At 39.9% G+C, this 24499-nt stretch carries 22 protein-coding genes and 1 pseudogene; 18 read left to right on the forward strand and 5 right to left on the reverse strand.

What is annotated here, in order from left to right; all coding sequences use genetic code 11:
- Positions 1-57: 57 nt before the first annotated feature.
- Together GM552_RS03085 and GM552_RS03090 are read right to left on the reverse strand one after the other, a co-directional pair.
- Positions 58-777 carry a GNAT family N-acetyltransferase gene (locus GM552_RS03085; protein WP_155565230.1) on the reverse strand — a complete coding sequence of 240 codons (720 nt, stop codon included), beginning with the start codon at positions 775-777 and terminating at the stop codon, positions 58-60.
- 112 nt (positions 778-889) lie between these two features.
- Positions 890-1801 carry an AraC family transcriptional regulator gene (locus tag GM552_RS03090; RefSeq protein ID WP_155565231.1) on the reverse strand — a complete coding sequence of 304 codons (912 nt, stop codon included), beginning with the start codon at positions 1799-1801 and terminating at the stop codon, positions 890-892.
- A gap of 187 nt (positions 1802-1988) precedes the next feature.
- On the opposite strand from GM552_RS03090, the gene GM552_RS03095 reads away from it, so the two are divergent.
- The 3 genes and pseudogenes from GM552_RS03095 (at position 1989) to GM552_RS03100 (ending at position 3927) form a co-directional block, all read left to right on the forward strand.
- A complete protein-coding gene (locus GM552_RS03095) occupies positions 1989-3014 on the forward strand; it encodes an aldo/keto reductase (protein WP_155565232.1) in 1026 nt (341 codons plus the stop codon).
- A 77-nt stretch (positions 3015-3091) separates the two neighbouring features.
- Positions 3092-3451, forward strand: coding sequence for an aldo/keto reductase (locus tag GM552_RS08995; RefSeq protein ID WP_255487941.1), 360 nt, complete (start codon positions 3092-3094; stop codon positions 3449-3451).
- Positions 3439-3927, forward strand: a pseudogene (locus GM552_RS03100) (aldo/keto reductase). The gene GM552_RS08995 and the pseudogene GM552_RS03100 overlap by 13 nt, the downstream one beginning before the upstream one ends.
- Before the next feature lie 285 nt (positions 3928-4212).
- On the opposite strand, the gene rlmN reads toward GM552_RS03100, so the two are convergent.
- From rlmN to GM552_RS03115, 3 genes are all read right to left on the reverse strand, one after another.
- The gene (rlmN, locus tag GM552_RS03105; protein WP_155565233.1) at positions 4213-5418 is read right to left on the reverse strand and encodes a 23S rRNA (adenine(2503)-C(2))-methyltransferase RlmN; all 1206 of its coding nucleotides are present in this window, start codon (positions 5416-5418) and stop codon (positions 4213-4215) included.
- Positions 5419-5453: 35 nt separating this feature from the next.
- Positions 5454-6689 (reverse strand): bifunctional glutamate N-acetyltransferase/amino-acid acetyltransferase ArgJ, encoded by a 1236-nt coding sequence (gene argJ / locus GM552_RS03110; protein WP_155565234.1) that lies wholly within the window; start codon positions 6687-6689, stop codon positions 5454-5456.
- 251 nt (positions 6690-6940) lie between these two features.
- A complete protein-coding gene (locus GM552_RS03115) occupies positions 6941-7891 on the reverse strand; it encodes a peptidylprolyl isomerase (RefSeq protein ID WP_155565235.1) in 951 nt (316 codons plus the stop codon).
- A gap of 286 nt (positions 7892-8177) precedes the next feature.
- Here GM552_RS03115 and secA point away from each other — a divergent pair, with 286 nt between their 5' ends.
- The 15 genes from secA to folP all read left to right on the forward strand — a co-directional run bounded on the left by secA (position 8178) and on the right by folP (position 24478).
- A complete protein-coding gene (gene secA, locus GM552_RS03120) occupies positions 8178-10820 on the forward strand; it encodes a preprotein translocase subunit SecA (RefSeq protein ID WP_155565236.1) in 2643 nt (880 codons plus the stop codon).
- 63 nt (positions 10821-10883) lie between these two features.
- Positions 10884-11633, forward strand: a complete 750-nt coding sequence (locus GM552_RS03125) for a YebC/PmpR family DNA-binding transcriptional regulator (RefSeq protein ID WP_155565237.1) — start codon at positions 10884-10886, stop codon at positions 11631-11633.
- 5 nt (positions 11634-11638) lie between these two features.
- Positions 11639-12145, forward strand: coding sequence for a crossover junction endodeoxyribonuclease RuvC (gene ruvC / locus GM552_RS03130; RefSeq protein ID WP_198193336.1), 507 nt, complete (start codon positions 11639-11641; stop codon positions 12143-12145).
- Complete coding sequence (ruvA, locus tag GM552_RS03135; protein WP_155565238.1) at positions 12142-12768, forward strand: Holliday junction branch migration protein RuvA; 627 nt, start codon at positions 12142-12144, stop codon at positions 12766-12768. Before ruvC ends, ruvA begins: the two co-directional genes overlap by 4 nt.
- Positions 12765-13823 carry a Holliday junction branch migration DNA helicase RuvB gene (ruvB, locus tag GM552_RS03140; RefSeq protein WP_155565239.1) on the forward strand — a complete coding sequence of 353 codons (1059 nt, stop codon included), beginning with the start codon at positions 12765-12767 and terminating at the stop codon, positions 13821-13823. Before ruvA ends, ruvB begins: the two co-directional genes overlap by 4 nt.
- Before the next feature lie 5 nt (positions 13824-13828).
- Positions 13829-14293, forward strand: a complete 465-nt coding sequence (locus GM552_RS03145; protein WP_196424688.1) for a YbgC/FadM family acyl-CoA thioesterase — start codon at positions 13829-13831, stop codon at positions 14291-14293.
- A gap of 152 nt (positions 14294-14445) precedes the next feature.
- Entirely contained in the window at positions 14446-15171 is a 726-nt protein-coding gene (tolQ, locus tag GM552_RS03150; protein WP_110439004.1) for a protein TolQ, read from the forward strand.
- 5 nt (positions 15172-15176) lie between these two features.
- Positions 15177-15632, forward strand: a complete 456-nt coding sequence (tolR, locus tag GM552_RS03155) for a protein TolR (RefSeq protein WP_110438801.1) — start codon at positions 15177-15179, stop codon at positions 15630-15632.
- Between the two features lie 25 nt (positions 15633-15657).
- Positions 15658-16659, forward strand: a complete 1002-nt coding sequence (locus GM552_RS03160; protein ID WP_370533585.1) for an energy transducer TonB — start codon at positions 15658-15660, stop codon at positions 16657-16659.
- Between the two features lie 55 nt (positions 16660-16714).
- Positions 16715-18073 (forward strand): Tol-Pal system beta propeller repeat protein TolB, encoded by a 1359-nt coding sequence (tolB, locus tag GM552_RS03165; protein WP_155565242.1) that lies wholly within the window; start codon positions 16715-16717, stop codon positions 18071-18073.
- 224 nt (positions 18074-18297) lie between these two features.
- Positions 18298-18783 carry a peptidoglycan-associated lipoprotein Pal gene (gene pal, locus GM552_RS03170; RefSeq protein ID WP_155565243.1) on the forward strand — a complete coding sequence of 162 codons (486 nt, stop codon included), beginning with the start codon at positions 18298-18300 and terminating at the stop codon, positions 18781-18783.
- 149 nt (positions 18784-18932) lie between these two features.
- Positions 18933-19871 (forward strand): hypothetical protein, encoded by a 939-nt coding sequence (locus GM552_RS03175; protein WP_155565244.1) that lies wholly within the window; start codon positions 18933-18935, stop codon positions 19869-19871.
- Positions 19872-19885: 14 nt separating this feature from the next.
- Positions 19886-21166, forward strand: a complete 1281-nt coding sequence (gene tilS / locus GM552_RS03180; protein ID WP_155565245.1) for a tRNA lysidine(34) synthetase TilS — start codon at positions 19886-19888, stop codon at positions 21164-21166.
- A 200-nt stretch (positions 21167-21366) separates the two neighbouring features.
- Positions 21367-23340: an ATP-dependent zinc metalloprotease FtsH gene (gene ftsH, locus GM552_RS03185; RefSeq protein WP_155565246.1), complete on the forward strand. Its 1974-nt coding sequence runs from the start codon at positions 21367-21369 to the stop codon at positions 23338-23340.
- A 118-nt stretch (positions 23341-23458) separates the two neighbouring features.
- Positions 23459-24478 carry a dihydropteroate synthase gene (folP, locus tag GM552_RS03190; protein ID WP_155565247.1) on the forward strand — a complete coding sequence of 340 codons (1020 nt, stop codon included), beginning with the start codon at positions 23459-23461 and terminating at the stop codon, positions 24476-24478.
- Positions 24479-24499: the final 21 nt, after the last annotated feature.

A 24499-nucleotide genomic window follows, 5' to 3' on the forward strand; every position in this document is an offset into this window, starting at 1 on the left:
ACTCATCGTCTTTTTTTAACAATCGGTATGTTTGTGTATTGATTTGATTACATGTTTTTATTTAACATAATAATTCATCAATTTTTGTAAGGATTTCTTCTGAATTCCTTCAGAATCAAAATTGTCAGGATCAAGCCAGTCATTAAATGCCTTGGAAAGTTTTGGAAATTCAAGGTCAAGAATTGAATACCATGCTGTATCCCGGTTACGGCCATGAATAACCAAAGCTTGACGGAATATTCCCTCGAATGTGAAACCGTAGCGTAATGCCGCAGCGCGAGAGGGTGCATTTAAGGTATCACATTTCCATTCAAGACGACGATAACCAAGTTCCTCGAATGCATATTTCATTAAAAGATAGATTGCCTCCGTGGCCATTGTTGTTTTTTTTAATCGTCCAGAAAAAATAACGCTACCAATTTCTATCACTCCATTTGTTGGATCTATTCGCATGAGAGCAATTGAACCGATTGCTTGATTGGAATTCTTGTCAAGAATGGCATAATGAAATGGATCTTTGATATTTTCTAATTTAAGTAGCCATTCCCGATATTCATTAAAATCATTAAACGGACCGGATAAAAGATAGGTCCATAGCCCTTTATCAGTACCGTTAAAAAAGGCATCATAAAGTTGCAAAGCATGTTGTCTGACATTTATGCGTTCAAGCTGGCAATATTGTCCCGTGATTGTTTCTTTTTTGGGAAGCTTTGCTTTTTTCCATGAAGGAAGAGCTTGACCAATCGGTTGTTGATAAGCATTAAAACGGATCGACATCGTGGACCTTTCTATGAGGAGAATAATTCCAGTCAGGCAAAATTACTGTTAGAAATTGAATAAGCATTTTTTAGTGGAGCTATACGAAAGAATGACATTCTGGAATGAAAAACTATATTTGATTAAAATTTTTTATATCTTTTTGGGGAGACTTGCCAAATATGGCTTTGTAATCACGACTAAAATGTGAGGGACTTTCATAACCAACCTGATAGGAAGCAGTGGCAGCGTTAAGATTATTATTGATCATCAGACGTTTTGCTTCATTAACGCGTAACCATTTTTGATATTGTAACGGGCTTTTTCCGGTTAGTTGGCGGAAATGATGATGCAAGCTTGAGGGACTCATGTTAACAGCACTGGCAAGATGGCTTATTTTCAAGGGTTGAGAATAATTTTGTTTAAGCCATTCGATTGCTTTTCTGATATTAGATCCTGTATTACCAGTTGTTATAATCTGTAAAAGAATTGGGGCGGCATCGCTGGTTAGCAGTCGATAGTAAATTTCCCTGATGACTAACGGGGCAAGAACTGGAATGGTTTCGGGCTCATCCATTAAGGATAGAAGCCTGTACATGGGTTCCAAAAAGGATACATTAACACTGCAAATAGATACACTGCTACATTTCGTTTTGTTTGAATTCCTAAGATCAATTTGTGTACTTAACTCTGCAATAATATTGCGTTCCAAATTTAAGGAAATTCCAAAACAGGGTTTAATAGGGGATGCTTCCATTATTTGGCTGTTCGTAGGGATGTCCAGAGAAGTAATGAGCAAATGATGTTTGTCGTATGGAAAGATATTTTTATCAACGATTATCTGTTTAGTACCCTGGCATAACAAACTGATACTCGGTTGATAAAAACAGGCACATGCTTGACGAGGTATCTCTTTTCTAAAAAGTTTGAGATCTTTAATCAGGGTGGTATGTGCACCCGGTGTTTTTACATGTCGTTCAAGAATATTGATTATTTTTTGATAAAATAATTCGGTTTGACTGTCTGAAGACTGATTGAGTGTCATTATAATGGATTAGACAAATTGATGATTATTCAGATTTTATAACTAAACATAAATTATTTGCAGGATCAGGTAATTATTACGGAATATCAAGATATTATACAACGCTTTTTTTATCGTATTATTTATTTGAAAATCAAACAATAAAAAAGATTTTCGATAATTTTCATATCATATTTGAGATAAAAAAATGAAGTATATAAATCTAGGTCGTACAGGTCTTAAAGTATCGAGATTATATTTGGGATGCATGAGTTTCGGTGAACCCAACCGGTTGCCACAAGCCTGGTCAATTGATGAAACTGCTGCACGCCCTTTTTTTAGACAGGCCATTGAGGCGGGAATTAATTTTTTTGATACGGCAAATATTTATTCTGGAGGCAGTTCAGAGGAAATAACGGGGCGAGCATTGAATGATATGGCACGGCGAGAAGAAATTGTGGTGGCGACCAAGGCTTTTTTCCCTTGGCGGAATTCGCCTAATACAGGTTTTCTATCGCGTAAAGCTCTTTTTCAATCAATTGATGACAGTTTGTCACGATTAAAAATGGATTATGTAGATCTTTACCAAATTCACCGTTTTGACCATGGAACCCCGATCGAGGAAACCATGGAGGCCTTGCATGATATCGTGAAATCAGGAAAGGTTCGCTATATTGGAGCATCCTCTATGGAAACATGGCGTTTTGCCAAAATGCAACATATTGCAAGGCAAAATGGATGGACACGTTTTGTTTCCATGCAGCCTCAATATAATTTGCTTTATCGGGAAGAGGAACGGGAAATGTTGCCTTTTTGTGCGGATCAAGGTATTGGTGTCATTCCTTGGAGTCCAATGGCAAGGGGACGATTGACTCGTGATTTTGATGAAGTTACACGACGTACTCAAAATGATGCTTTTGCTTTGAAAATGTATCAGGATGCAGAACAGCAGGATCGAAAAGTCGTGGAGGTTGTCGCAAAGATTGCCAACTTGCATCATGTCCCTCGTGCATATGTCGCATTGGGCTGGTTATTATCAAAAAAATACGTAACGGCACCTATTATTGGGGTAACAAAGGCTGAACATTTGACAACGGCTATAAAGGCGCTTGATTTTTCTTTAACAGAAAATGAAATAAACAGTCTTGAAGCACCTTATGTACCGCATCCTGTAAATGGAATTATTCCTCCATTGTCAAAGGAACCTATGACGATTACACCGCCCAAGGTTTAGATATTCCAATTCATTTGAATTGCATTATCTGCAAAATCAAAAATATTTAAAATTGCAAACAAAAAGATTGAGCTATCATGAGATATCGATTTTTGGGAAGAACAGGTCTGAAGATAAGTGATTTATGTCTTGGAACCATGAATTCTGGTGATGTCACGGATGAAAAAGAAAGCTGCATGATTATGGATAAGGCAATTGATGCAGGAATTAATTTTTTTGATACGGCAGATGTTTATGGAGGATTACAATGGCCAGAAATTCCTAGGGGATATGGCATTTCTGAAGAAATTATTGGACGATGGCTTAAAAAGAGCGGTCAGAGAGACAAGGTTGTATTGGCTACCAAAGTTTACCAGCCTATGGATTTTGGGCCGAAGGCCGGCATTTGTCAGCTTATCATATTCGAAAAGCGTGTGAAGACAGTTTGCGACGCTTAAAAACTGATCATATTGATCTTTATCAAATGCATCATATTGATCGAGAAACTCCATGGGAGGAAATATGGCAGGCAATGGAGTTATTGGTTCAACAGGGAAAAGTTTTATATATAGGAAGTTGTAATTTTGCTGGTTGGCAAATAGCCACAGCTCAGGGATTGGCCAAGGAACGTCATTTTTACGGACTGGTTTCTGAGCAAAGCCCCTATAATCTGACAGAACGTACAGTTGAGCTGTAAGTCCTTCCATCCTGTCGATATCATGGTCTTGGATTTATTCCCTATTCTCCATTGGCAGGTGGATTGCTTGGGGGTGTCCTTTCGAAACAGAAAAATGGCGAGCGACGTTTTAGAGAACAGGAACTGAAAATAATTGATAAATTAAGATACCAACTTGAAAAATATGAGAATCTTGCTGCTGAACTTAAAATAACTCCTGCAAATATTAGCCCTTGCCTGGTTAAGACATCAACCTGATGTCACAGCACCGATTATTGGACCTCGTACTGAAACACAGCTGGATAATGCTATTGAAGGGCTTTCCATTGCATTGTCAGATGAAATAATACATACTTTAAATGATATTTGGCCCGGTATGGGGGGTGAGGCACCTGAAGCCTATGCCTGGTAGAAATTTTTCAAGTCTATAATTATTGATGATAAATTCATATAATCATGTGAATTAATTTATTTCGAAAAATTGTGAAAATAAGATTAAATAAATTATTTTCACAATTTTTATTTGATTTTAAAACAATGTTGTCAGTCAGAAATTGTTTCGTTATGTTTTAAATTTTTAGAAATTTTGGCTTTTTGGCTTTCAGTGCGTAATTGTCCGCATGCTGCAAGAATATCACGCCCTCTTGGGGTGCGGATGGGCGAGGAATAACCTGCCTGCATAATGATATCGGCAAACTTTTGCACCTGTTCAGTTTTGGAGGGTTTGTAATCACTGCCTGGCCATGGATTAAATGGAATTAGATTAACCTTGGCATGAATACCCTTTAATAGATGCACCAGTTCACGTGCATCTGATTCACTATCATTAATTCCCCTTAACATAATGTATTCAAACGTTATTCGACGTGAATTACTTGCTGCAGGGTATCGACGGCAGGCTGCCAGAACGTCTTTTATAGGATATTTACGATTTAAGGGAACGAGCTCATTTCGTAAATCATCCCTGACAGCATGAAGGGAAATGGCTAGATTAATTGCCAGTTCCCTTCCACATTGATCCATCATGGGAACTACACCGGACGTTGACAAGGTAATCCGGCGACGAGAGATTCCAATTCCCTCATCATCCATAACGATACGCATTGCCTTGGCAACATTGTCATAATTATAAAGAGGTTCGCCCATTCCCATCAGAACTATGGTTGATAGAAGACGGGGTCTTCCAGCGGTCGGGGTTGGCCATTCATTATAACTATCCCTTGCCGCCATGAATTGACCTACGATTTCTGTTGCACCAAGATTTCGAACCAGATTTTGCGTGCCGGTATGACAAAAACGGCAGGACAACGTACATCCGACCTGTGAGGAAATGCAGACAGCACCACGATCTTCTCGACGATCTGGAATATAAACTGTTTCAGCTTCTTGTTTATCCCTGAAGCGAAAAAGAAACTTGCGGGTATCATCTTTTGAGGTTTGTTGCATAACCAGTTCCGGTCGGCTGATCACACAATGTTTTGCCAATTTGGCTTGCAAGGGTTTACTGATTGAACTCATCAAAGAGAAATCGGTAACACCTTTATGATAAATCCAGTGCCATAACTGTTTCGTGCGGAAGGATTTTTCCCCCATATCCATTAGGACCTCTTCCAATTCTTCCCGTGAAAGTCCAACAAGTTCCTGTCTTCCATCTGATAATTTCAAGGACGGAGGACTGAAAAGTGCTGACTTTGCTAGAATTCTTTTTTTTTCTTCTTCAGAAAAATCGGAGATAATAGGGGTATTCATAAAGAAACGATTCAATTGATAATAAATAAAAGAAATTAGGAACGCAGATAAGAGCCGTTAATTTCAATATAACCTTGTGTTAGGTTGCAGCTCCAAATTTTTGCGTGTCCCTCTCCCAGATTCAGGTTGACTTTAATTTTTATGACTTGTTCTTGCATATGCTTGTTAACTTTATCTTGGTCATAATCTGATAAAACCTCACCTTGTTTGGCAACCCAAATATTATCTATTGCCACTGACAAAAGGTCACGGTCGGCTGGTTCGCCGGCTTTGCCTACCGCCATTACAACACGTCCCCAATTGGCATCCTCACCTGTTATTGCTGTTTTCACAAGAGGGGAGTTACCGATTGATTGTCCGATTTTAAAAGCTGATTCATTGTTAACGGCACCTTCAACCTTGATTTCAATCAGTTTTGTTACGCCTTCACCATCCCTAATAACCAAAAGAGCCAATTCTTGTAACAATTTTTCTAAGGCATTTGAAAAATTGCTTAATCTTGGGTCATCAATATCATTGATTTCGGTATTGGGGGTCTGACCCGTGGCAAATAAAAGAAGGGTATCAGAGGTTGATGTATCGGAATCAACTGTTATTGAATTAAAGGTTGTTTTGACTTTTTCATTTAATAATTTTTGTAAGACAGTAGCGGGCAATTTTGCGTCAGTTGTAACAAAACAAAGCATAGTGGCCATATCAGGTGCGATCATACCGCTCCCCTTGGCGATTCCCTGAATAGTGACAGGAATATTGTCAATATCTGTTTTAAGGGAAAAGCCTTTGGCAAATGTATCCGTAGTCAGGATTGCTTGAGCTGTTTCCTTCCATTGATCAGAAGCCAATTTCGAATAAAGTTCTGGAAGATAATTGATGATTTTTTGATAAGGAAGCTGTTCGCCAATAACCCCTGTAGAGGCAACAAAAATTTCTTCGGGTGCGCAGTTTATTGTTTTTGCGGCTGCCTGTGCTGAATATTTAACTGCATCAAAACCTGCCTGACCCGTAAATACATTGGCAATACCGGCATTGACAAGTAATCCCCTGGCTTTACCGCGAGATAAAATTTTTCTGCACCAATCGATAGGTGCACCTGGACATTTGTTTTTGGTAAATACTCCTGCGACGGTTGTGTTCGGAGCGAATTCCATTAACGATAAATCAAGACGTCCAGTATATCGTAATCCTGCTTGAACAGATGCAAGTTTTACACCGGCAACGGGGCAAAGTTCAGGGAGGGTTACGGCAAGCGGAGAAACAGGATAACTCGACATGGTAGACTCTTTTTCAACAATGGAGCAAAATAATGGATACGATAGGATTGATTCATATCCGGTTATAATGAAATATTTATATTTTACTGAAAATGTTTTTTACAAGTTTTCTTTATAAGAAAAAAGGATTTAATGATATGTTTTTTGAACTAAATTCTTTAGGGATATTAATCAATAAACATTCTGAATTTATAAAAGGGAAAATTTATTTTCCCTTTTATAAAAATTTTTAATGATTCGTTCTGTCAGAGTTATTTTTTTTGTGTGGCAGGCATTTGTGTTAAAGAATGAATGGCTTCATCATTTTTGGTAATTTTACTTTGTTTAATTACATTTTCAATAATGGTTTTCATTCTTTGTTGATACAGGTTTTTGCGAATTTCATCTTTTACCTTATCCAATGGTGGTACCGGAGCGTTTCTATAACCAAGAACCTTGATGACATGCCAACCAAATTGGGTTTTCACCGGAGCGGTTGTAATTGTATTTGCTTTCAGTGCAAAGGCTGCATTGATGAATTCCGGTGCAAGAGGGTCATTTTGTTTGACCCATCCCAAATCACCGCCATTTTCGCTACCGCTCTCTTTATCGGTTGAATATTGTTTGGCAAGATTAGCGAAATTTTTGCCTGCATGAAGTTGACTGATGATTTTTACAGCTTCCGGTTGTGTTTTTACAAGAATATGACATATATGCGCCTCTTTAACAGGGGCTGCGTTGGCGAAATGCTGATCGTAAAAAGTTTGAATGGCTTTATCGTCAATTGGATTTTGTTTTAAATTCTTTTCCAATTCAGATTTTTGGAATGTCGAAAACAGGATATCCTTTTGCATGAATTCAATTTGTTGCTTGACCTCAGGGGAATTCTGTAAATTCTGTTTTTCAGCAACTTGTAGCACTGCATTTTGAACAATTAATTGCTGAAGGATTATTGTTGTCAAAACAGGTGCAGGCAGACTTTTATATTGATCGGGCAACATCTTGCGCATGTTTTGGACATCATGATACGTAATATTTTTATCATTAACAGTTGCCAAAACAGTATTTTCATCTATTTTGCTAGGACTTGACTGATTTTGAGCGGCAGGTGCTGACGGGGTAGATGTGACAGCAGGTTCAGCGGCAATAACTGCTGTTGTCAAAAGGCTTGAGGAAAAAAGAAGGGTTGCTGCAAATTTGAATGATTTGTTGTAAAAAGACATATAGTACCTTTATTTATTGAGAGGATTAAAGATAATTTTGAATATGTTTATATCATGGAAAGGTGAAATTGTCCCATTATTTTAATAAAGTTCCTTTCTTGAAAAAAGTTAAACCACTTTTAAAATTTTAAAATGATATTTATGGTGTAAGTAAAGTTGGTTATAATACCGATGAACTTATTTCTATATGTATTTTTCTGTCTGGATTGAATTGTGTTCTAATTTATTTATAACTAGCCCTTTGTAATGACAGGCAGGATTACAAAGCGTTATTTGGAAAACATTGATGTTTGCAAAATTTGCCCGTGTCTTTTTCGGCACCTCTAATGAGCGTTCATTAAAAGCTTATCAAAAGCGACTACCTGAAATCAATCAATTGGAACCTGAAATACAGGCTCTGGATGATGTTGCATTGGCTAATAAAACGGTTGAATTTCGTCAAAGGTTAGCTGATGGAGAAACACTGGACAATTTATTGCCAGAAGCGTTTGCTGTAGTCAGAGAAGCTTCGAAAAGGGTTTTGGGAATGCGTCATTTCGATGTCCAGCTGATCGGGGGAATGGTTCTTCATGATGGTAAGGTTGCCGAAATGCGTACAGGTGAAGGTAAAACATTGGTGGCAACCTTGGCCGTATATCTGAATGCACTATCGGGAAAAGGGGTGCATGTTGTAACGGTGAATGATTATCTTGCCTCACGTGATGCTGCTGAAATGGGCCGGCTCTATAGTTTTCTTGGCATGAATGTCGGAACGATTATCGCGGATTTGAGTGATATTGAACGAAAGGCTGCTTATGCCGCCGATATTACATATGGGACAAATAATGAATTCGGCTTCGACTATCTTCGTGACAATATGAAATACAGTCTTGATGAAATGGTTCAGCGTCCGTTTAATTACGCCATTGTGGATGAAGTTGATTCGATCTTGATAGATGAGGCTCGTACTCCATTGATTATTTCGGGGGTTGCGGATGACAGTTCAGATCTATATCGTTCCGTTAATGAAATTATAAAAGAGATAGTCAAAGATCCTGCCAATTATGAAAAAGATGAAAAATTCCGTAATGTCATTCCAACAGAATTGGGAACCGAACATATAGAGCAGTTAATGCGTGAAAAGGGTGTATTGAAAGAGGGAGGGCTGTATGACACTCATAATATCGCGTTGGTGCATCATATGCAGCAGGCATTACGGGCGCATACCTTGTTTGCCAGGGATGTGGATTATATCGTCCGTAACAATAAGGTCATTCTAATTGATGAATTTACTGGACGTATGATGGATGGACGTCGATATTCCGATGGATTGCATCAAGCACTTGAAGCCAAGGAACATGTGGAAATACAGCAGGAAAACCAGACTCTAGCTTCAATCACTTTTCAAAATTATTTTCGTCTTTATCCGAAACTCGCCGGTATGACGGGAACGGCAATGACAGAAGCCGATGAATTTGCCGAGATTTATAAACTGGACGTTGTGTCAATTCCAACCAATCTTAAAGTTCAGCGTAAGGATGAACATGATGAAATCTATCTGACCGCGGCTGAAAAATATGATGCGGTTAGCCAGCTTATCGAAGAGGTACATAAAAAGAAACAGCCTATCTTGGTTGGAACAACATCGATTGAGAAAAGTGAACATCTTTCAAATTTGTTGAATAAAAAGGGCATAAAGCATAATGTATTGAATGCGCGTTTTCATGAAAAAGAAGCTCAGATAATTGCTCAAGCTGGAGTTCCGGGAGCCATTACAATTGCCACGAATATGGCGGGTCGTGGTACTGACATTAAATTGGGTGGGAATGTGGATATGCTTATCCATCAGCAGCTTTCCCATATCGAGAATGAAGATGAACGCTTGAAACAAGAAACGGCCCTTAAAGAAAAAGTTCAAAAAGATCATGAACTGGTTAAAGAGAGCGGCGGACTGTTTGTAATTGGTACGGAACGTCATGAAAGTCGTCGAATTGACAACCAGTTGCGAGGACGTTCGGGGCGTCAGGGAGATCCGGGAAATTCACGTTTCTTTTTATCCCTCGAGGATGACTTGATGCGGATATTTGGTTCCGAACGCATGGGTGGTATGCTTCAAAAAATGGGCTTGAAAAAAGGGGAGGCCATTGTTCACCCCTGGATCAACAAGGCACTTGAAAAAGCCCAGAAAAAAGTTGAGGCGCGCAATTTCGATATGCGTAAAAACACTTTGAAATATGATGATGTCATCAATGATCAACGTAAGGAGGTATATTCTCAGCGTCGGGAATATATGGCTCTGGAAGATGTTTCAGAAGTGATTGCGTCTATAAGACATGATGTGATCAATATGTTGATCGAAAAATACATACCTGAAAAATCCTTTGCAGAACAATGGCATATTAACGGATTAACCGCGGATGTAAAACGGATATTCAATCTTGATCTACCGATTAAGGAATGGTCTGAAGAGAAAGATATTTCAATTGATATACTTGAAGAGCGCATTACGAAAACCGCTAATGAAATGATGGCCACCAAGGTCGCGAATTATGGTGTTTCAATTATGCGATATGTTGAAAAGCAAGTTTTGCTAACAACGCTTGATGCTGTGTGGAAAGAACATTTGTTGCGATTAGATCAAATGCGTCAGGGTATTGGACTGCGCGCCTATGGTCAGAAAGATCCGCTTAATGAATATAAGAAGGAAGCTTTTGTTCTTTTCAATTATATGCTGGATGAGCTTCGTGAACGGATTACCTCACTTTTGGCCAAGGTTGAAGTCAACGTCTCTGATGATGAAGGGGAAAATTCTTCTTCGGATCTTATAGAGGGGGAAACCCCTCAGACATTATCTGATGCACCAAAAGAGTGGGCAGATACGCCCAGAAATGCACCATGTCCATGTGGTTCAGGCAAAAAATTTAAACATTGTCATGGTCGGTTTGTTTAAAAATCGGGACATGTTTATTAGATTAAGATTGAAATCAAACTGTAAGAATTAAGAGAAAAATTAATGGCAGGACATTCGCAATTTAAAAATATTATGCATCGCAAAGGGGCTCAGGATGCCCGTCGGGCAAAAGAATTTTCAAAAATAATTCGTGAAATAACCGTTTCAGCAAAATCGGGTTTACCTGATCCAGCCGCCAATCCCCGTTTACGTGCAGCCATTGCGGCAGCTCGTGCTGTCAATATGCCAAAGGACAATATTGATCGTGCGATTAAGAAAGCCGCAGGTGGCGCAGATGGAGATAATTATCAAGAAGTGCGCTATGAAGGATATGGTCCATCCGGAGTTGCCATTATCGTTGAGGCATTGACAGATAATCGTAATCGTACAGCTTCGGATGTTAGGGCCGCATTCAATAAATATGGCGGATCCTTGGGGGAAATGAATTCTGTCGCATTCATGTTTGAACGTATGGGTGTTATTACCTATCCCAAAACGGTTGCAAATTTTGATTCAATATTTGAGGCGGCTATTGAGGCAGAAGCGGAAAATGTTGAAGAAAATGATGATGTTTATGAAATAACATGTGCGATGGAAAATTTCTTTGCAGTCCGTGACGCATTGGAAGCCCGGTTTAAAGATCCTGAAAGTGCAAAAATTGAATGGCGTCCATCCAATACAGTTGCATTAGATGAAGATAATGCTCGCACCTTGCTAAAATTAATTGAAGTTCTGGAAGATCATGATGATGTTCAGAATGTTTTTGCCAATTTTGACCTTTCGGACGAGATTGCTGAACGGCTATCGGCTTAAGAGTTGTGGTTAGAATTCTTGGGATAGATCCCGGTTTACGGTTTACCGGATGGGGGATAATTGATGCACGTGACAACCGTCTTACCTATGTGGCAAGTGGTGTCCTGTCTACGAATAGTGATCATTTTGTTCCTCAACGTCTCTGTGTATTAGCATCAGGTTTGGAAAAACTGATTGGTCTTTATCAACCTGAAGAGGTTGCGGTTGAAGAAACCTATGTCAACCGGAATGGCTCTGCCACCTTGAAGTTGGGATATGCTAGGGGGGTGGCATTATTAGTGCCCGCGCAAAAATATATTAATGTTAATGAATATGGTGCTAAAACAGTTAAGCGTGCCGTGGTTGGAACGGGAGCGGCGACCAAAGATCAGGTATCTGTTATGATTCAGCGTTTATTGCCGGGAGCCAAAATTCCAAGAGCTGATGCAGCTGACGCTTTGGCGATAGCGATTTGTCATGCCCATCATCGGATAAGTCAAATTCGTGTTAATAAAGGAACAATAATGGCATGATAGGACAATTGACTGGGCTTTTGATTGACCAAAATGACGGGGATCGTTGTCTCATTGACGTGAATGGGGTGGGATATGTGGTCTATGTTTCAAGCCGGACCTTATCAAAATTGCCTCGTCCTCCAGAAATTGCCCGTGTATTGATTGAAACCATCGTCAGAGAGGATGCCATATTACTTTATGGATTTGCTGATGGAAAGGAACAGGAATGGTTCAGGCTGCTAACAACGGTACAAGGTGTTGGGGTTCGTATGGCGCTGGCGATTCAATCCGTTCTTACGCCGGATGAATTGACTTCGGCCATTATGACAGCTGACAAGGCAAGTTTAATGCGGGCTTCAGGCGTAGGGGCAAGATTGGCTACGCGCATCTTAACTGAACTGAATGGTAAAGTGGCTTCTGGTTCAGATGTGATTAATTCAATTACAATTTCAGGTCAGATAACCGAAAATAATGAGACTAATATTGTTGCAGATGTGTTGCTGGCCCTGGAGGGACTTGGATTTCGTCGAATGGAATCCCAACCAATCGTCGGGCGAGTGATTAAAGGTTTGAAAGAGAAAAATCAACCCCTTCAACTTGATCATATTATTCGAGAAGCTTTACGTGAGTTGGCCCGATGAAGTCTGAAATAAATCGTCCCATAGATGCAACGAAACGTCAGGAAGACACTGTGGAGGTCGCGTTAAGACCTCAATCTTTGGCTGAATTCATTGGACAAAAATCATCACGAGAAAACCTTTCAATTTTTATAGAGGCGGCAAGACAGCGAGATGAGGCGTTGGATCATGTTTTGTTACATGGACCACCAGGGCTGGGAAAAACAACCTTGGCGCAGATTGTTTCCAGGGAGTTGGGGGTTGGTTTTCGTGCAACATCTGGCCCTGTAATTCAAAGGGCTGGTGATTTGGCGGCAATTTTAACCAATTTACAACCAAGGGATGTATTATTTATCGATGAAATTCATCGATTGCATCCTTCAATTGAAGAAATTCTTTATCCGGCAATGGAGGATTTCCAGCTTGATTTAATAATCGGGGAAGGGCCCGCGGCTCGATCGGTTCGTATAGATTTGCCCCCTTTTACGCTTGTCGCAGCAACAACACGGTCAGGTTTGCTTGCCACACCTTTGCGGGATCGATTTGGCATTCCGTTACGGTTGATATTTTATACAACAGATGAACTCAAATTGATTGTTGAAAGAGGGGCCTGTAAGCTAGGATTTGAATTGACTGAAGATGGGGCTGCGGAAATTGCCAGAAGATCTCGTGGGACGCCCAGAATAGCGGGCAGGTTATTACGTCGTGTTCGTGATTTTGCATTTGTCAAGCATAAGAGTGAAAAAGCGGTTGATCGCGAGATTGCTGATGCAGCCTTATCAAGATTGGAGGTTGATCAGCTTGGGTTGGATGCAATGGATCGTCGCTATTTATTGCGTATTGCTGAATTTCATCAGGGTGGGCCGGTCGGTGTTGAAACGTTAGCTGCGGCCTTGGCAGAATCAAGGGATACTCTTGAAGATGTTATTGAACCTTTCCTGATCCAGGAAGGGTTGGTTCTTCGTACAAGTCGTGGCCGTGTATTGGGAGAGAGAGGCTGGCAACATCTTCATCTGAAACCCCCAGCATTATTAAATGCACAATTTGATTTGCTGGATAACGATGTGGTGGAGGAATGAAAATTATGGAGATCATCCCTAGTAATTCATTTGACAAAGGTATATGTAATCCTGCTTTGGTGAAAGAGGAAGTCAAAACTTACCGGTTCAGGGTTTGTTATGAAGATGTTGATGCGGCAGGTATCGTCTATCATGCCCGTTATTTCGGAATTGCAGATCGCGCTCGGACAGAAAGTATACGACGGTTGGGTGGAACAATCAGTGATTTGTACAAGGATTTCGGCTTGGTTTTGGTTGTAAGGGAAGCCGAGATTAAATTTCGAAAACCCTTGTATATTGATGAACTGGTTATTGTAAAAACAAATATAATCACAACTTTGGGGGCAAGTTGTTGGTTATCACAAGTTTTTTTCCGTAATGAAGAAATTGTGACTGAATTAAAAATTCAGCTGGTTTGTCTGAAGAAGGAAACCTATATGCCAGCTCCTTTTCCAGCGGATTGGAAAAGAATTTTTGCTGCCATGATATAGGCAAACCAGTTCGAATAAATTTTTACTCATTATCAAAACAAGATTGTTTTTATTGGAAAAAAAATATATCAAATGGATATTGGAAAATAATAAATAGTCTCAAGTTATATATAAAATTAAATTGAGTGAGACTAATTGTGCAGGAGGCATTTTTGGATCCATCAATTAATGCAGCAAATCTGGCCACACCATCGGCCAGTTTGTCCCCTTGGGCGCTCTTTGTTCATGCGGCGCTAGTAGTTAAACTTGTTATGATCGGCCTAGTTTGTGCCAGTATTTGGGTATGGGCTGTAATTTTTGATAAATATTTTACCCTCCGCAAGGTTAAACGTCAGGCAGATGAATTCGAGGATTTATTCTGGTCAGGTGGGAGTCTTGATGAATTATATGAAAATATTGGGGTGAAACCAACCCATCCCATGGCTGCAGTGTTTAGTGCGGGTATGGGTGAATGGCGACGATCAGCAAGAATTAATGGAATTGAGATGAGCAGTGAGGGAGTCAAACAGCGAATTGATCGTGCCATGTCAATCACTATTACCCGTGAAATGGAACGCCTGGAAAGATGGGTGACCTTTTTGGCAACAGTAGGGCCGGTGGCGCCTTTTATCGGATTGTTTGGAACCGTGTGGGGTATCATGCATGCTTTTGCTTCCATCGCACAATCCAATAACACAAGTCTGGCAGTGGTTGCCCCCGGTATTTCAGAGGCATTATTCGCGACGGCACTGGGTTTGTTGACAGCCATTCCCGCTGTAGTGGCCTATAATTTTGTTAATAACAAGCTTAATTTATTTGCTGAAAGACTTGAAGGTTTTGCGGCTGAATTTAGTGCGATTCTTTCTCGTCAATCTGAAGCAAAAGAAAATCAGGAATAAAATCAATGGGATTTTCTTTAGAGGGTCGAAACAGACGGGGGCGTGGCAGACGTCCACAGGCAGATATTAACGTTACGCCGATGGTTGATGTCATGTTGGTTCTGTTAATTATTTTCATGGTTGCGGCCCCTATGATGACAAGCGGAATCAATGTTGATTTACCAAAAACTGCCGCGAAACCGGTAAATGCAGATACCAAACCGATTACTGTTACAGTCAGGGAAGATGGATCCGTTTATTTGGGAGACAATGTTGTAGATATGAATCAATTGGTGGAGCAGTTGAAAGTCATGTCTCAGAATGATTCTGAACATCGTATCTTTGTTAAGGGAGATCAGCATATCAATTACGGCAGGGTCATGGAAGTGATGGGACGTGTTACAGCTGGAGGATTTACGCATGTCGCGTTACTTGCACAAATGCCTGATACAACATCCAACCCTTCTTCAAAAACGCCATAATTGAGGATTATGTATTTTGCTGGGCATGTACCGTTCTGAGAGAAAAATTTTCAGATGCTCTTTTTTGGCATCAATCGGAACGCATTTTGGGGTTATCGTTCTGGCGATTCTATTATCATGGTTATTTCATTTTGCGCCTCCACCCCCACCCCCTGAAGAAAAACCGGTAGAGGTTGAATTTACAAGCGATAATGCAGGACAAGAAGTTCCCGCTAAATCGGAGCAAGATTCCCCGAACCCGAATGCGCCTGCATTGGAAAAACTGGATGCTCCACCTGCGCCAACACCTACTAAAACTGAACCTGTCGAAGAAACGCCTCCACCTCCGCCTCCACCTCCACCAATGCCCCCTCCACCTGATGCGGTTGCAAAAATGGAAAAACAGGATTCAATTTTACCTAAAGCTATTGAAACCCCCGCACCTGCAGAGGTAACGTTACCACCTACTGTTTCACCATTGGCATCCTCTTCAAATTCTCATGTTCCATCCCCACCATCACCAATGCCTATGCCCACCGCGTTACCTCAGGTGCAGAATTTCTCTCGATTGACAAAAATGGAAAAAGCAAAAAAAGAAATTCCTGATACACATTCACTTGAATCGACGTTGGATGCCTATCAAGCTGACCAGAAACAAACACATCCTCCCAGAGCCAAAGCAAATCCAAGACAGGGAGGGGCTCCTAATGGTGGTGGAGCGAGAAATGGTGATATCACAAGAGGGCTTTCAGCAGGTCAGCAGGGGAAAATAGCGGCATCTATTCGTCGATGTTATGTTGAAGACACAGCAGCAAAAGATTATGCTAATTTTGTGGCACATTTAATTGTAACAATTGATGCTTCAGGAGAGGCTAGAATAGTTAAATTTGATTTAGTGACTCAGGCAAAAATGAATGCTGATTCAACATATAGGGCATTAGCAGAACGGGCAAGGGACGCCGTGTTAAGTCCTGTATGTTCAAAATTACCGATACCTTCAAATCTGTTGGGAAAGACGGGTCAGATTCGTTTTGTATTCCGTCCATAATTATGTCTAAATTTGTAAGTTAATATGCATTATCAATAATAGGGAAAATAGGATTATGCGCTCAATAATTTCTGATAATGATGCTGATATTTTACGGGATGTTTTAATTCCTCGCCGAAAAATTTTGTATGGATGTGTAGCAGGTGGAATTGTGGCAACACCTTTATCATCTGCATTTGCGCAGCAAGCCGGTGGTGCAGATGAAATTACAGTTGATCGGGCAAGAAACGAGCCTATCCCTATTGTTATTCCTGATTTTGGTTCTGGGAATGGCGGTGCCATAACTCAGGTATTAACAGATGACTTAAATAATACAGGGTTATTTCGAGTTATTAGTAGTACATCACCAACCTCTACACCTGATTTTGCCGCCTATAAAGCCATGGGGGCTCGGGCTATCGTGACTGGATCAGAGGTGAATGGGCGAGTTGAATTTCGGCTATGGAATGCGTTGACCGGTGAACAGATTCAGGGAACAGCCTATTCGATTTCCGGGTCAGGTGCCATAAGGGAGGATCTTCGTCGTGTTTCCCATATGATAGGGGACGTTATTTATGAGCGTTTATTGGGGGATAAGGGATATTTCAATACACGAATTGCATATGTTGCACAGACAGGCCGCCGGTCAGATCCCACAAAACGTCTGGCAATCATGGATTATGACGGTGCTAACAGTCGAATCTTAACCAGCGGGCGCTGGCTTGTCTTGACGCCCCGATTCAGTCCTGTTTCTAATCAGATAGCATTTATGTCTTATGTCAATAACCGTCCTCGAGTTTACTTGTTTGATCTTCAATCAGGCAGACAAAGAATTTTGGGAGATTTTTCGGGTATATCTTTTGCACCGCGTTTTTCGCCTGATGGAAGGTCTGTCATTATGTCTGTAACAAGGGGAGGGGGTTCTGATCTTTATTCTGTTGATCTGGGTTCGGGCAGCAAACGTCAATTAACCAGCTCCGGAGCTATTGATACGAGCCCTTGTTATAGTCCTGATGGATCTCAAATTGTTTTTTCTTCAGATCGGGGTGGAAGACAGCAATTATACATAATGAGTGCAAATGGTGGTGGAGTCCGACGTATTTCTTATGGAAACGGTAGTTATGCAGGCCCCGTATGGTCACCAAGAGGTGACCTTATTGCGTTTGTGAGAATTGGCGGCGGTGGATTCTCATTGGGTGTTATGGCGCCTGATGGTACTGGAGAAAGAATTTTAACCCAAGGTTTCACTGTCGAAAGCCCAACATTTTGTTCAAATGGCCGTGTTATGGCGTTCTGTAACCAATCGTCTGCCGGTACGCATGGAAGCGGTTTTTCTTCATCCATCAAGATGATTGATGTTTCCGGTTTTCATGAGAGAAGCATTCCTACATCAACGATGGCGATGGATCCTTCTTGGTCTTCTGGCAACAGTTAAAATAAATTTTGGAAATAAAATAAAATTATTGCGGTAAAAAATTCAATTTTTGCTAAAATCGCTTGTGTATTTAACTTGTTTAGATATAAATGAAAGACTAGAATTGAAATTGATATGTCTTTCATAAAATAAGACTTTTTGGATTTTGATTTTGATTTTTTTAGGCAATATTTACCAACATAAAAGTTGAGAAAATAGAAAGCCGTTTTGTAGGAATACATACAATGAATATAAAGCTTATTAGTGCTTTTGGTGCTGCGTTATTACTAGCAGCATGTTCTGGCGGAGATCATAAAGGTGCGACAACCGGTAATGGTGGTGGAACACAAGCTCCAAGCGTGAGTGGTCCAGTTCCTGGAAGCCAAGCTGATTTAGTTGCTAATGTTGGTGATCGTGTTTTCTTTGAATTCAATTCAAACAAATTAACGGATGATGCCCGTGCAACCTTGAATCGTCAGGCTGATTGGTTGAAAAAATATCCAAATGTCCAGGTCATGATTGCCGGTAACTGCGATGATCGCGGCACAGAAGAATATAATATTGCATTAGGGTCTCGCCGCGCAAATGCAGCTCGGGATTATTTGGTATCCTTGGGCGTTGCATCAGATCGTATGACAACCATCTCATATGGTAAGGATAAACCTATTGCTGAAGGTGACAACGAAGAAGCATGGTCACAGAACCGTAATGCGACTACTTCAGTTCGTTAATTCCTAGCTCGATAACTTTTCAATAAAAGCCGGTAATACGTATATACGTTATGCCGGCTTTTTGTTATGTAATGTAAAAGAACGTAATTTATAAATGGTTAAAGCTTTTTGAATTTATTATCAAATGAAGGATAGTAAAGGGTTTGGCAATGATAACGAAGAAAAAACATTCAAGAATTTCTAATTTACTTTCAATTGATCATCCAAAGGTCAAAGGAAGTATAACAGGTTTATTTCTATCAATTATGATTTGTCCTTTTTACGGTAATGCCCAGGAAAATAACAGTCGTCAGGTTATTGCGCTACAAAACCAGGTCGCACAATTAAAATCGCAAATCAGCCAGCTTCAGGCACAGAATACTAATTTTAATGATGATTCTGATAATTATCGTAAAAAAAGGCATAAAGATAAAGATGAGGATGATAGTTTATCAACAAATAACGGTTTACTTCCCGATTTAGTTAGCCGGATAAACAATCTAGAAGATCAGCAGAGGGTTATGAGGGGCGAAATTGATGATTTGTCAAACCAATTGAAAACTCAAAACGATCTTGTCAATAAGAAAATTGATGATATGAATTTTGCGGCTGGTCGTGGAGGCGCTTCCGATGGTTCTTCAGATGATGTGGTAACTGATTCAAAAAGTGAGGTTTCTAAAAAATCATCAATTTCGGATGATTCAGGAACAATTAAATCTGTAAAACCTGAAACAGGTTCAACCTTGAAAGATGGTCAACAGGCATTGTTGAATGGTAATTTTCAGATCGCAGAATCCATCGCCCAAAAAATTTTATCCACGCCTGAAGGTGCCAAGTCCCCTAGTGCACGATATTTGCTGGCTCAGGCTCAGGCTGGACAAGGAAATTTCAAGGCTTCATCAGTAAATTATTATGCTGTTTATAAAAATTTTCCTAAATCTCCCAAGGCTCCATCTGCTTTGTTGGGTGTAGGATATTTAATGTTAAAAAATGGCAAGGTTCAGGAAGCTTGTCAGGCTGTAAGTCTGCTTCATAGTAAATATCCAAATGTTTCAACCCAGGTGAAATCTTCTGCCTTGAATTTAAGTCGTAAAGCCAAATGTTCCTGATTTGTTAAATCTGTATGGATGATATTTTAAAACCTGTATCTCAAGATGAATTTAATTCTTGTATTGAGTCATTGGGACCTTGGGGTAACGATGATGAAAAGTTGCCACCCATTGTATTGGCTGTATCTGGTGGTGCAGATAGTTTGTGTCTTGCATTGCTGGCATCCCGTTGGCGACGAAATGTATTCGCCTTAATTGTTGATCATGGAATTCGGTCAAATTCGGCTATAGAGGCAGCTCTCACACAAGAAAGATTGAAGGATCTTGGAATTGAATCAAAAGTTCTGACATTAGATAATCTAAAACCTGGAGCCGCATTGGAAGAAAGAGCGCGTATTGAGCGTTACAAAATATTAATTCAGACATGTTGTAAAATGGGAAGCATAGATTTGCTTTTGGGTCATCATGCTGGGGATCAGGCGGAAACTGTACTGATGCGAATACGTGCCGGAAGTGGTGAGGATGGGATTGCCGCTATGGCTGCTATTACGGATTTGCCGCAGATAAGGTTAATAAGACCTTTACTATCGATTGCACCACAACGTTTGAGAATAACCTTAAGACAGGAAGGGATTATATGGGTCGAGGATCCATCCAATCAGGATCTAAAATTTCAGAGAAATCAGGTGAGAAAGGAATTGTCATCGGCCTGGGCATCTTCAGGATCTGTCTCAATACTATTACATCGCTCGCGGGAAGAGAGTAAAAAAAGAATGAAAAAAGATCAGGATCAGGCTGTTTTTGTTACAGAAAACATTTTGATCAGATCAGAAGGATTTGCTTATTTTTCCACCAAAGGTATGGATGAAAGAACGTTGGGTGCTTTAATCAGAACAATTTCCGGTTCTGTGTATGCACCCTTGAAGAAATCAATTAATCGGCTTGTTCAATCAATGCGCAAAGTTACTCTTGGTGGCGTACAAATTATGCCAGCTGGAAGGTTGGGAAATGGTTGGTTGATGATTAGAGAAACAACTGTTATTGAAAAGGCAAAAATGGCCCGGCCAAATACGATTTGGGATTATCGTTTCCGAGTTATTATGCCAGAATATGATATTAGTGATAAAGTTACGATTGCTGCATTGGGTAAAGCTTACAAACAATTTTCATGTAGAGAGGGATTGCCTGTTTGCATTTTGAAAACATTACCCGCTTTTTGGCATAATGATAAATTATTGGCTATACCTCATTTGGGAATATATTCGGACGAGTCCGTTAAAGAATGGGATATTGTTTTCCAGCCTAGACAATCCTTGACACAAAGTCATCTTTTTTCGACCACAAAATTAGCTTAATTATGTAATTATGTTTATAATAAATCGGTTTAAATTCAATATTTTTAAGGAAAAATATTTTTTAGGGTAGGAAAGATTTGTTTCAGTTCTTATGTTATTAAGTAAGAGATAAATTGTAATATGAAGAATATAAAATGATATATATTAAATATTCTTTTTTAAAAACGTGTTTATCCTAAAACATGGAAATATAAAGTAGAATGAAAAATTTTGGGCGTAATTTAAGTTTATGGATACTCGTTATTGTATCAGTAATGTTAGTGATTGGATATTTTCGACCAAGCAGTAATGTTGTTGTGGACAATCAAGTTAGCTATTCTAAATTCCTAGGCGATGTTAACGCTGGAAATGTTAAATCAGTTGTCATACAGGACCGGTATTTAACTGGAACAAGTCAGGATGGCAAGAAATTTCAAACCTATTTGCCAACACAGGATACTTCGCTTTTATCAACCCTCACTGACCATAAAGTTACGATAGAGGTTAAACCTGTTGATAATCATCCAAATCTTTTTTGGCAGCTTGTATTGAATTTATTGCCAACCTTGCTGATTATCGGTTTATTTATTCTTCTCATGCGCAATATGCAAAGCGCAGGGGGAAAGGCAATGGGATTTGGTAAATCCAAGGCCCGTTTGCTGACTGAAAAACAGGGACGTGTCACGTTTGCGGATGTGGCGGGAATTGATGAAGCTAAAAGCGAGCTGGAAGAAATTGTTGAATTCCTCAAAGATCCACAAAAATTTCAGCGGCTGGGTGGCAGAATACCAAAAGGGGTCTTGTTGGTTGGCCCTCCTGGAACAGGGAAAACCTTATTGGCGCGTGCGATTGCTGGTGAGGCAAATGTTCCATTTTTTACAATTTCAGGTTCTGATTTTGTAGAAATGTTTGTTGGAGTGGGGGCTTCTCGTGTTCGAGATATGTTTGAACAGGGTAAAAAAGCTGCTCCCTGTATTATTTTTATCGATGAAATTGACGCTGTTGGACGTCATCGTGGTGCCGGTCTCGGTGGTGGTAATGATGAGCGAGAACAGACTTTAAATCAGATGCTGGTTGAAATGGATGGATTTGACAGCAATGAAAGCGTAATTCTCATAGCCGCAACGAACAGGCCTGATGTTTTGGATCCAGCATTGTTACGTCCAGGAAGATTTGATCGTCAGGTTGTCGTGCCTAATCCTGATGTCGGGGGTCGTGAAAAAATCCTTCGCGTACATATGAAAAAGGTTCCGTTAGCATCTGATGTTGATCCAAGAGTAATTGCCCGTGGAACACCAGGTTTTTCTGGTGCTGATCTTGCAAATCTTGTTAATGAGGCGGCTTTGTTGGCTGCACGGTTAAACCGTCGAACAGTATCGATGCTGGAATTTGAAAATGCCAAAGACAAGGTCATGATGGGTTCAGAACGTCGTTCACTGGTCATGAGTGAAGATGAGAAAAAAATGACCGCTTATCATGAAGGCGGGCATGCCATTTGCGCATTATTTACTCCTGGATGTGATCCAGTACATAAGGCTACAATTATTCCACGTGGACGCGCATTGGGAATGGTGATGAGTCTACCGGAAGGCGATCGCTATTCAAAAAGCAAATCGAAATGTTTGGCTGAACTGGTTCTTGCCATGGGTGGACGTTGTGCCGAATCAATGATTTTTGGTCCGGAAAATGTTTCAAACGGTGCATCTGGCGATATCAAAATGGCGACGGATCTTGCACGACGGATGGTTACTGAATGGGGTATGAGTGAAAAAATTGGACTTGTTTCTTATGCTGAAAATGAACAAGAAGTTTTTCTCGGTCATTCCATGGGACAAGGTAAAAATATTTCTAGTGAAACCGTTCATGAAATAGAAGCCGAAGTTAAACGTTTGATTGATGATGCGCATAAACGTGCAACAGCGTTGTTAGAAGAGCACAGGGAAGATCTTGAAAGATTGGCTCAGGGTCTTTTGGAATATGAAACTTTAAGTGGAGAGGAAATCAGACAGGTTCTTCGCGGTGAAAAAATTGAACGTAGCCTTGTTGATGACACGACAAAAAAATTGAGATCATCAATCGATGTGGCTCATCATTCAGGTGATAATTTTGGTTCTGATAAAATAAAAAAGGATGATGCTGGTCATGTTGATAATCCTGTTCCTGCAACAGGTGTTAATTTTGAGGAACATAACTAGGGTTTTAATTTTTATGGATTAAAACTATTTTTTAAGTGAAAAGAATAGATTCTTTTCACTTATTTTATTTGAGATTGATATTAGATGACAGTGTCATGGTTATAGTGTTAAGAATGATATGATTATAAATCCTACAGGATTTTTATTTGGAAATTCAGCCCAGTTTGCAATCAAAAATGAGCTTGCATTACCTTTTGCAGGTCAAGAAAAAAAAGTTGCCTTTTCAATGATTGAGATAATTGAGAATCAAAAACTGGAAATTGGGTATGTCAAAGATTGTTTTCATTCACCCTTATATTCTAATCAGATAAGAAAAATAACAACTGCCTCGCCTCTGGCTGGATTGCCTGAAGGTTCTCTAATTATGGGTATACTGAATGTAACGCCTGATAGTTTTAGTGATGGTGGCAAACATTATTCAAGTTCAACTGCTATTCGGGCCGCTCATAAAATGGTTGAGGATGGTGCGACAGTAATCGATATTGGTGGTGAAAGTACACGACCTGGCTCTCAACCTGTGTCAACTGAAGAGGAATGTAGTAGAATTGTTCCTGTTGTCAAAGCATTAAAAGGATGTGGTGCCTATTTGTCTGTTGATACGCGTCATGCTGAAACAATGAAATATGCCTTAGATGCAGGAGCTGATTTAATTAATGATATTTCTGCTCTTGATGATAGGGAAAGTGCACAAGTTATTTCTCAGGCTCAATGCCCTGTGATTTTGATGCATATGCGTGGAAATCCCCAGACAATGCATCAATATAAGAATTACAACAATGTTTTGGTTGATGTTTTTGCAGAGTTGCAAAGAAAAATTCAAAAAGCGGTAAATGCAGGTATTCGTCGTGAAAATGTAATACTTGATCCAGGTATAGGTTTTGCAAAGAATAATTTTCAAAATATGGAACTTTTAAAAAAATTCGCCGCTTTTGCTAACTTAGGTTGCCGTTTGCTTCTAGCAGTCTCCAGAAAACGTTTCATTAGGGAAATTGCTGGAGAAATGAATTTTGAGGAATATGATGCCGCTACCATGATAGCGTCATCTCCAGCATTTTATTTTGGAAATTCAATTATTCGTGTTCACAATGTGCCCGCTGCGGTACAAAGCATGAAAATGTGGCAGACTTTATATGGTTGATTTCTGTCATATCAATTGTGA

Origin of the sequence: Commensalibacter sp. ESL0382, from assembly GCF_009725775.1 — a bacterium.
GTDB classification, from domain to species: domain Bacteria; phylum Pseudomonadota; class Alphaproteobacteria; order Acetobacterales; family Acetobacteraceae; genus Commensalibacter; species Commensalibacter melissae.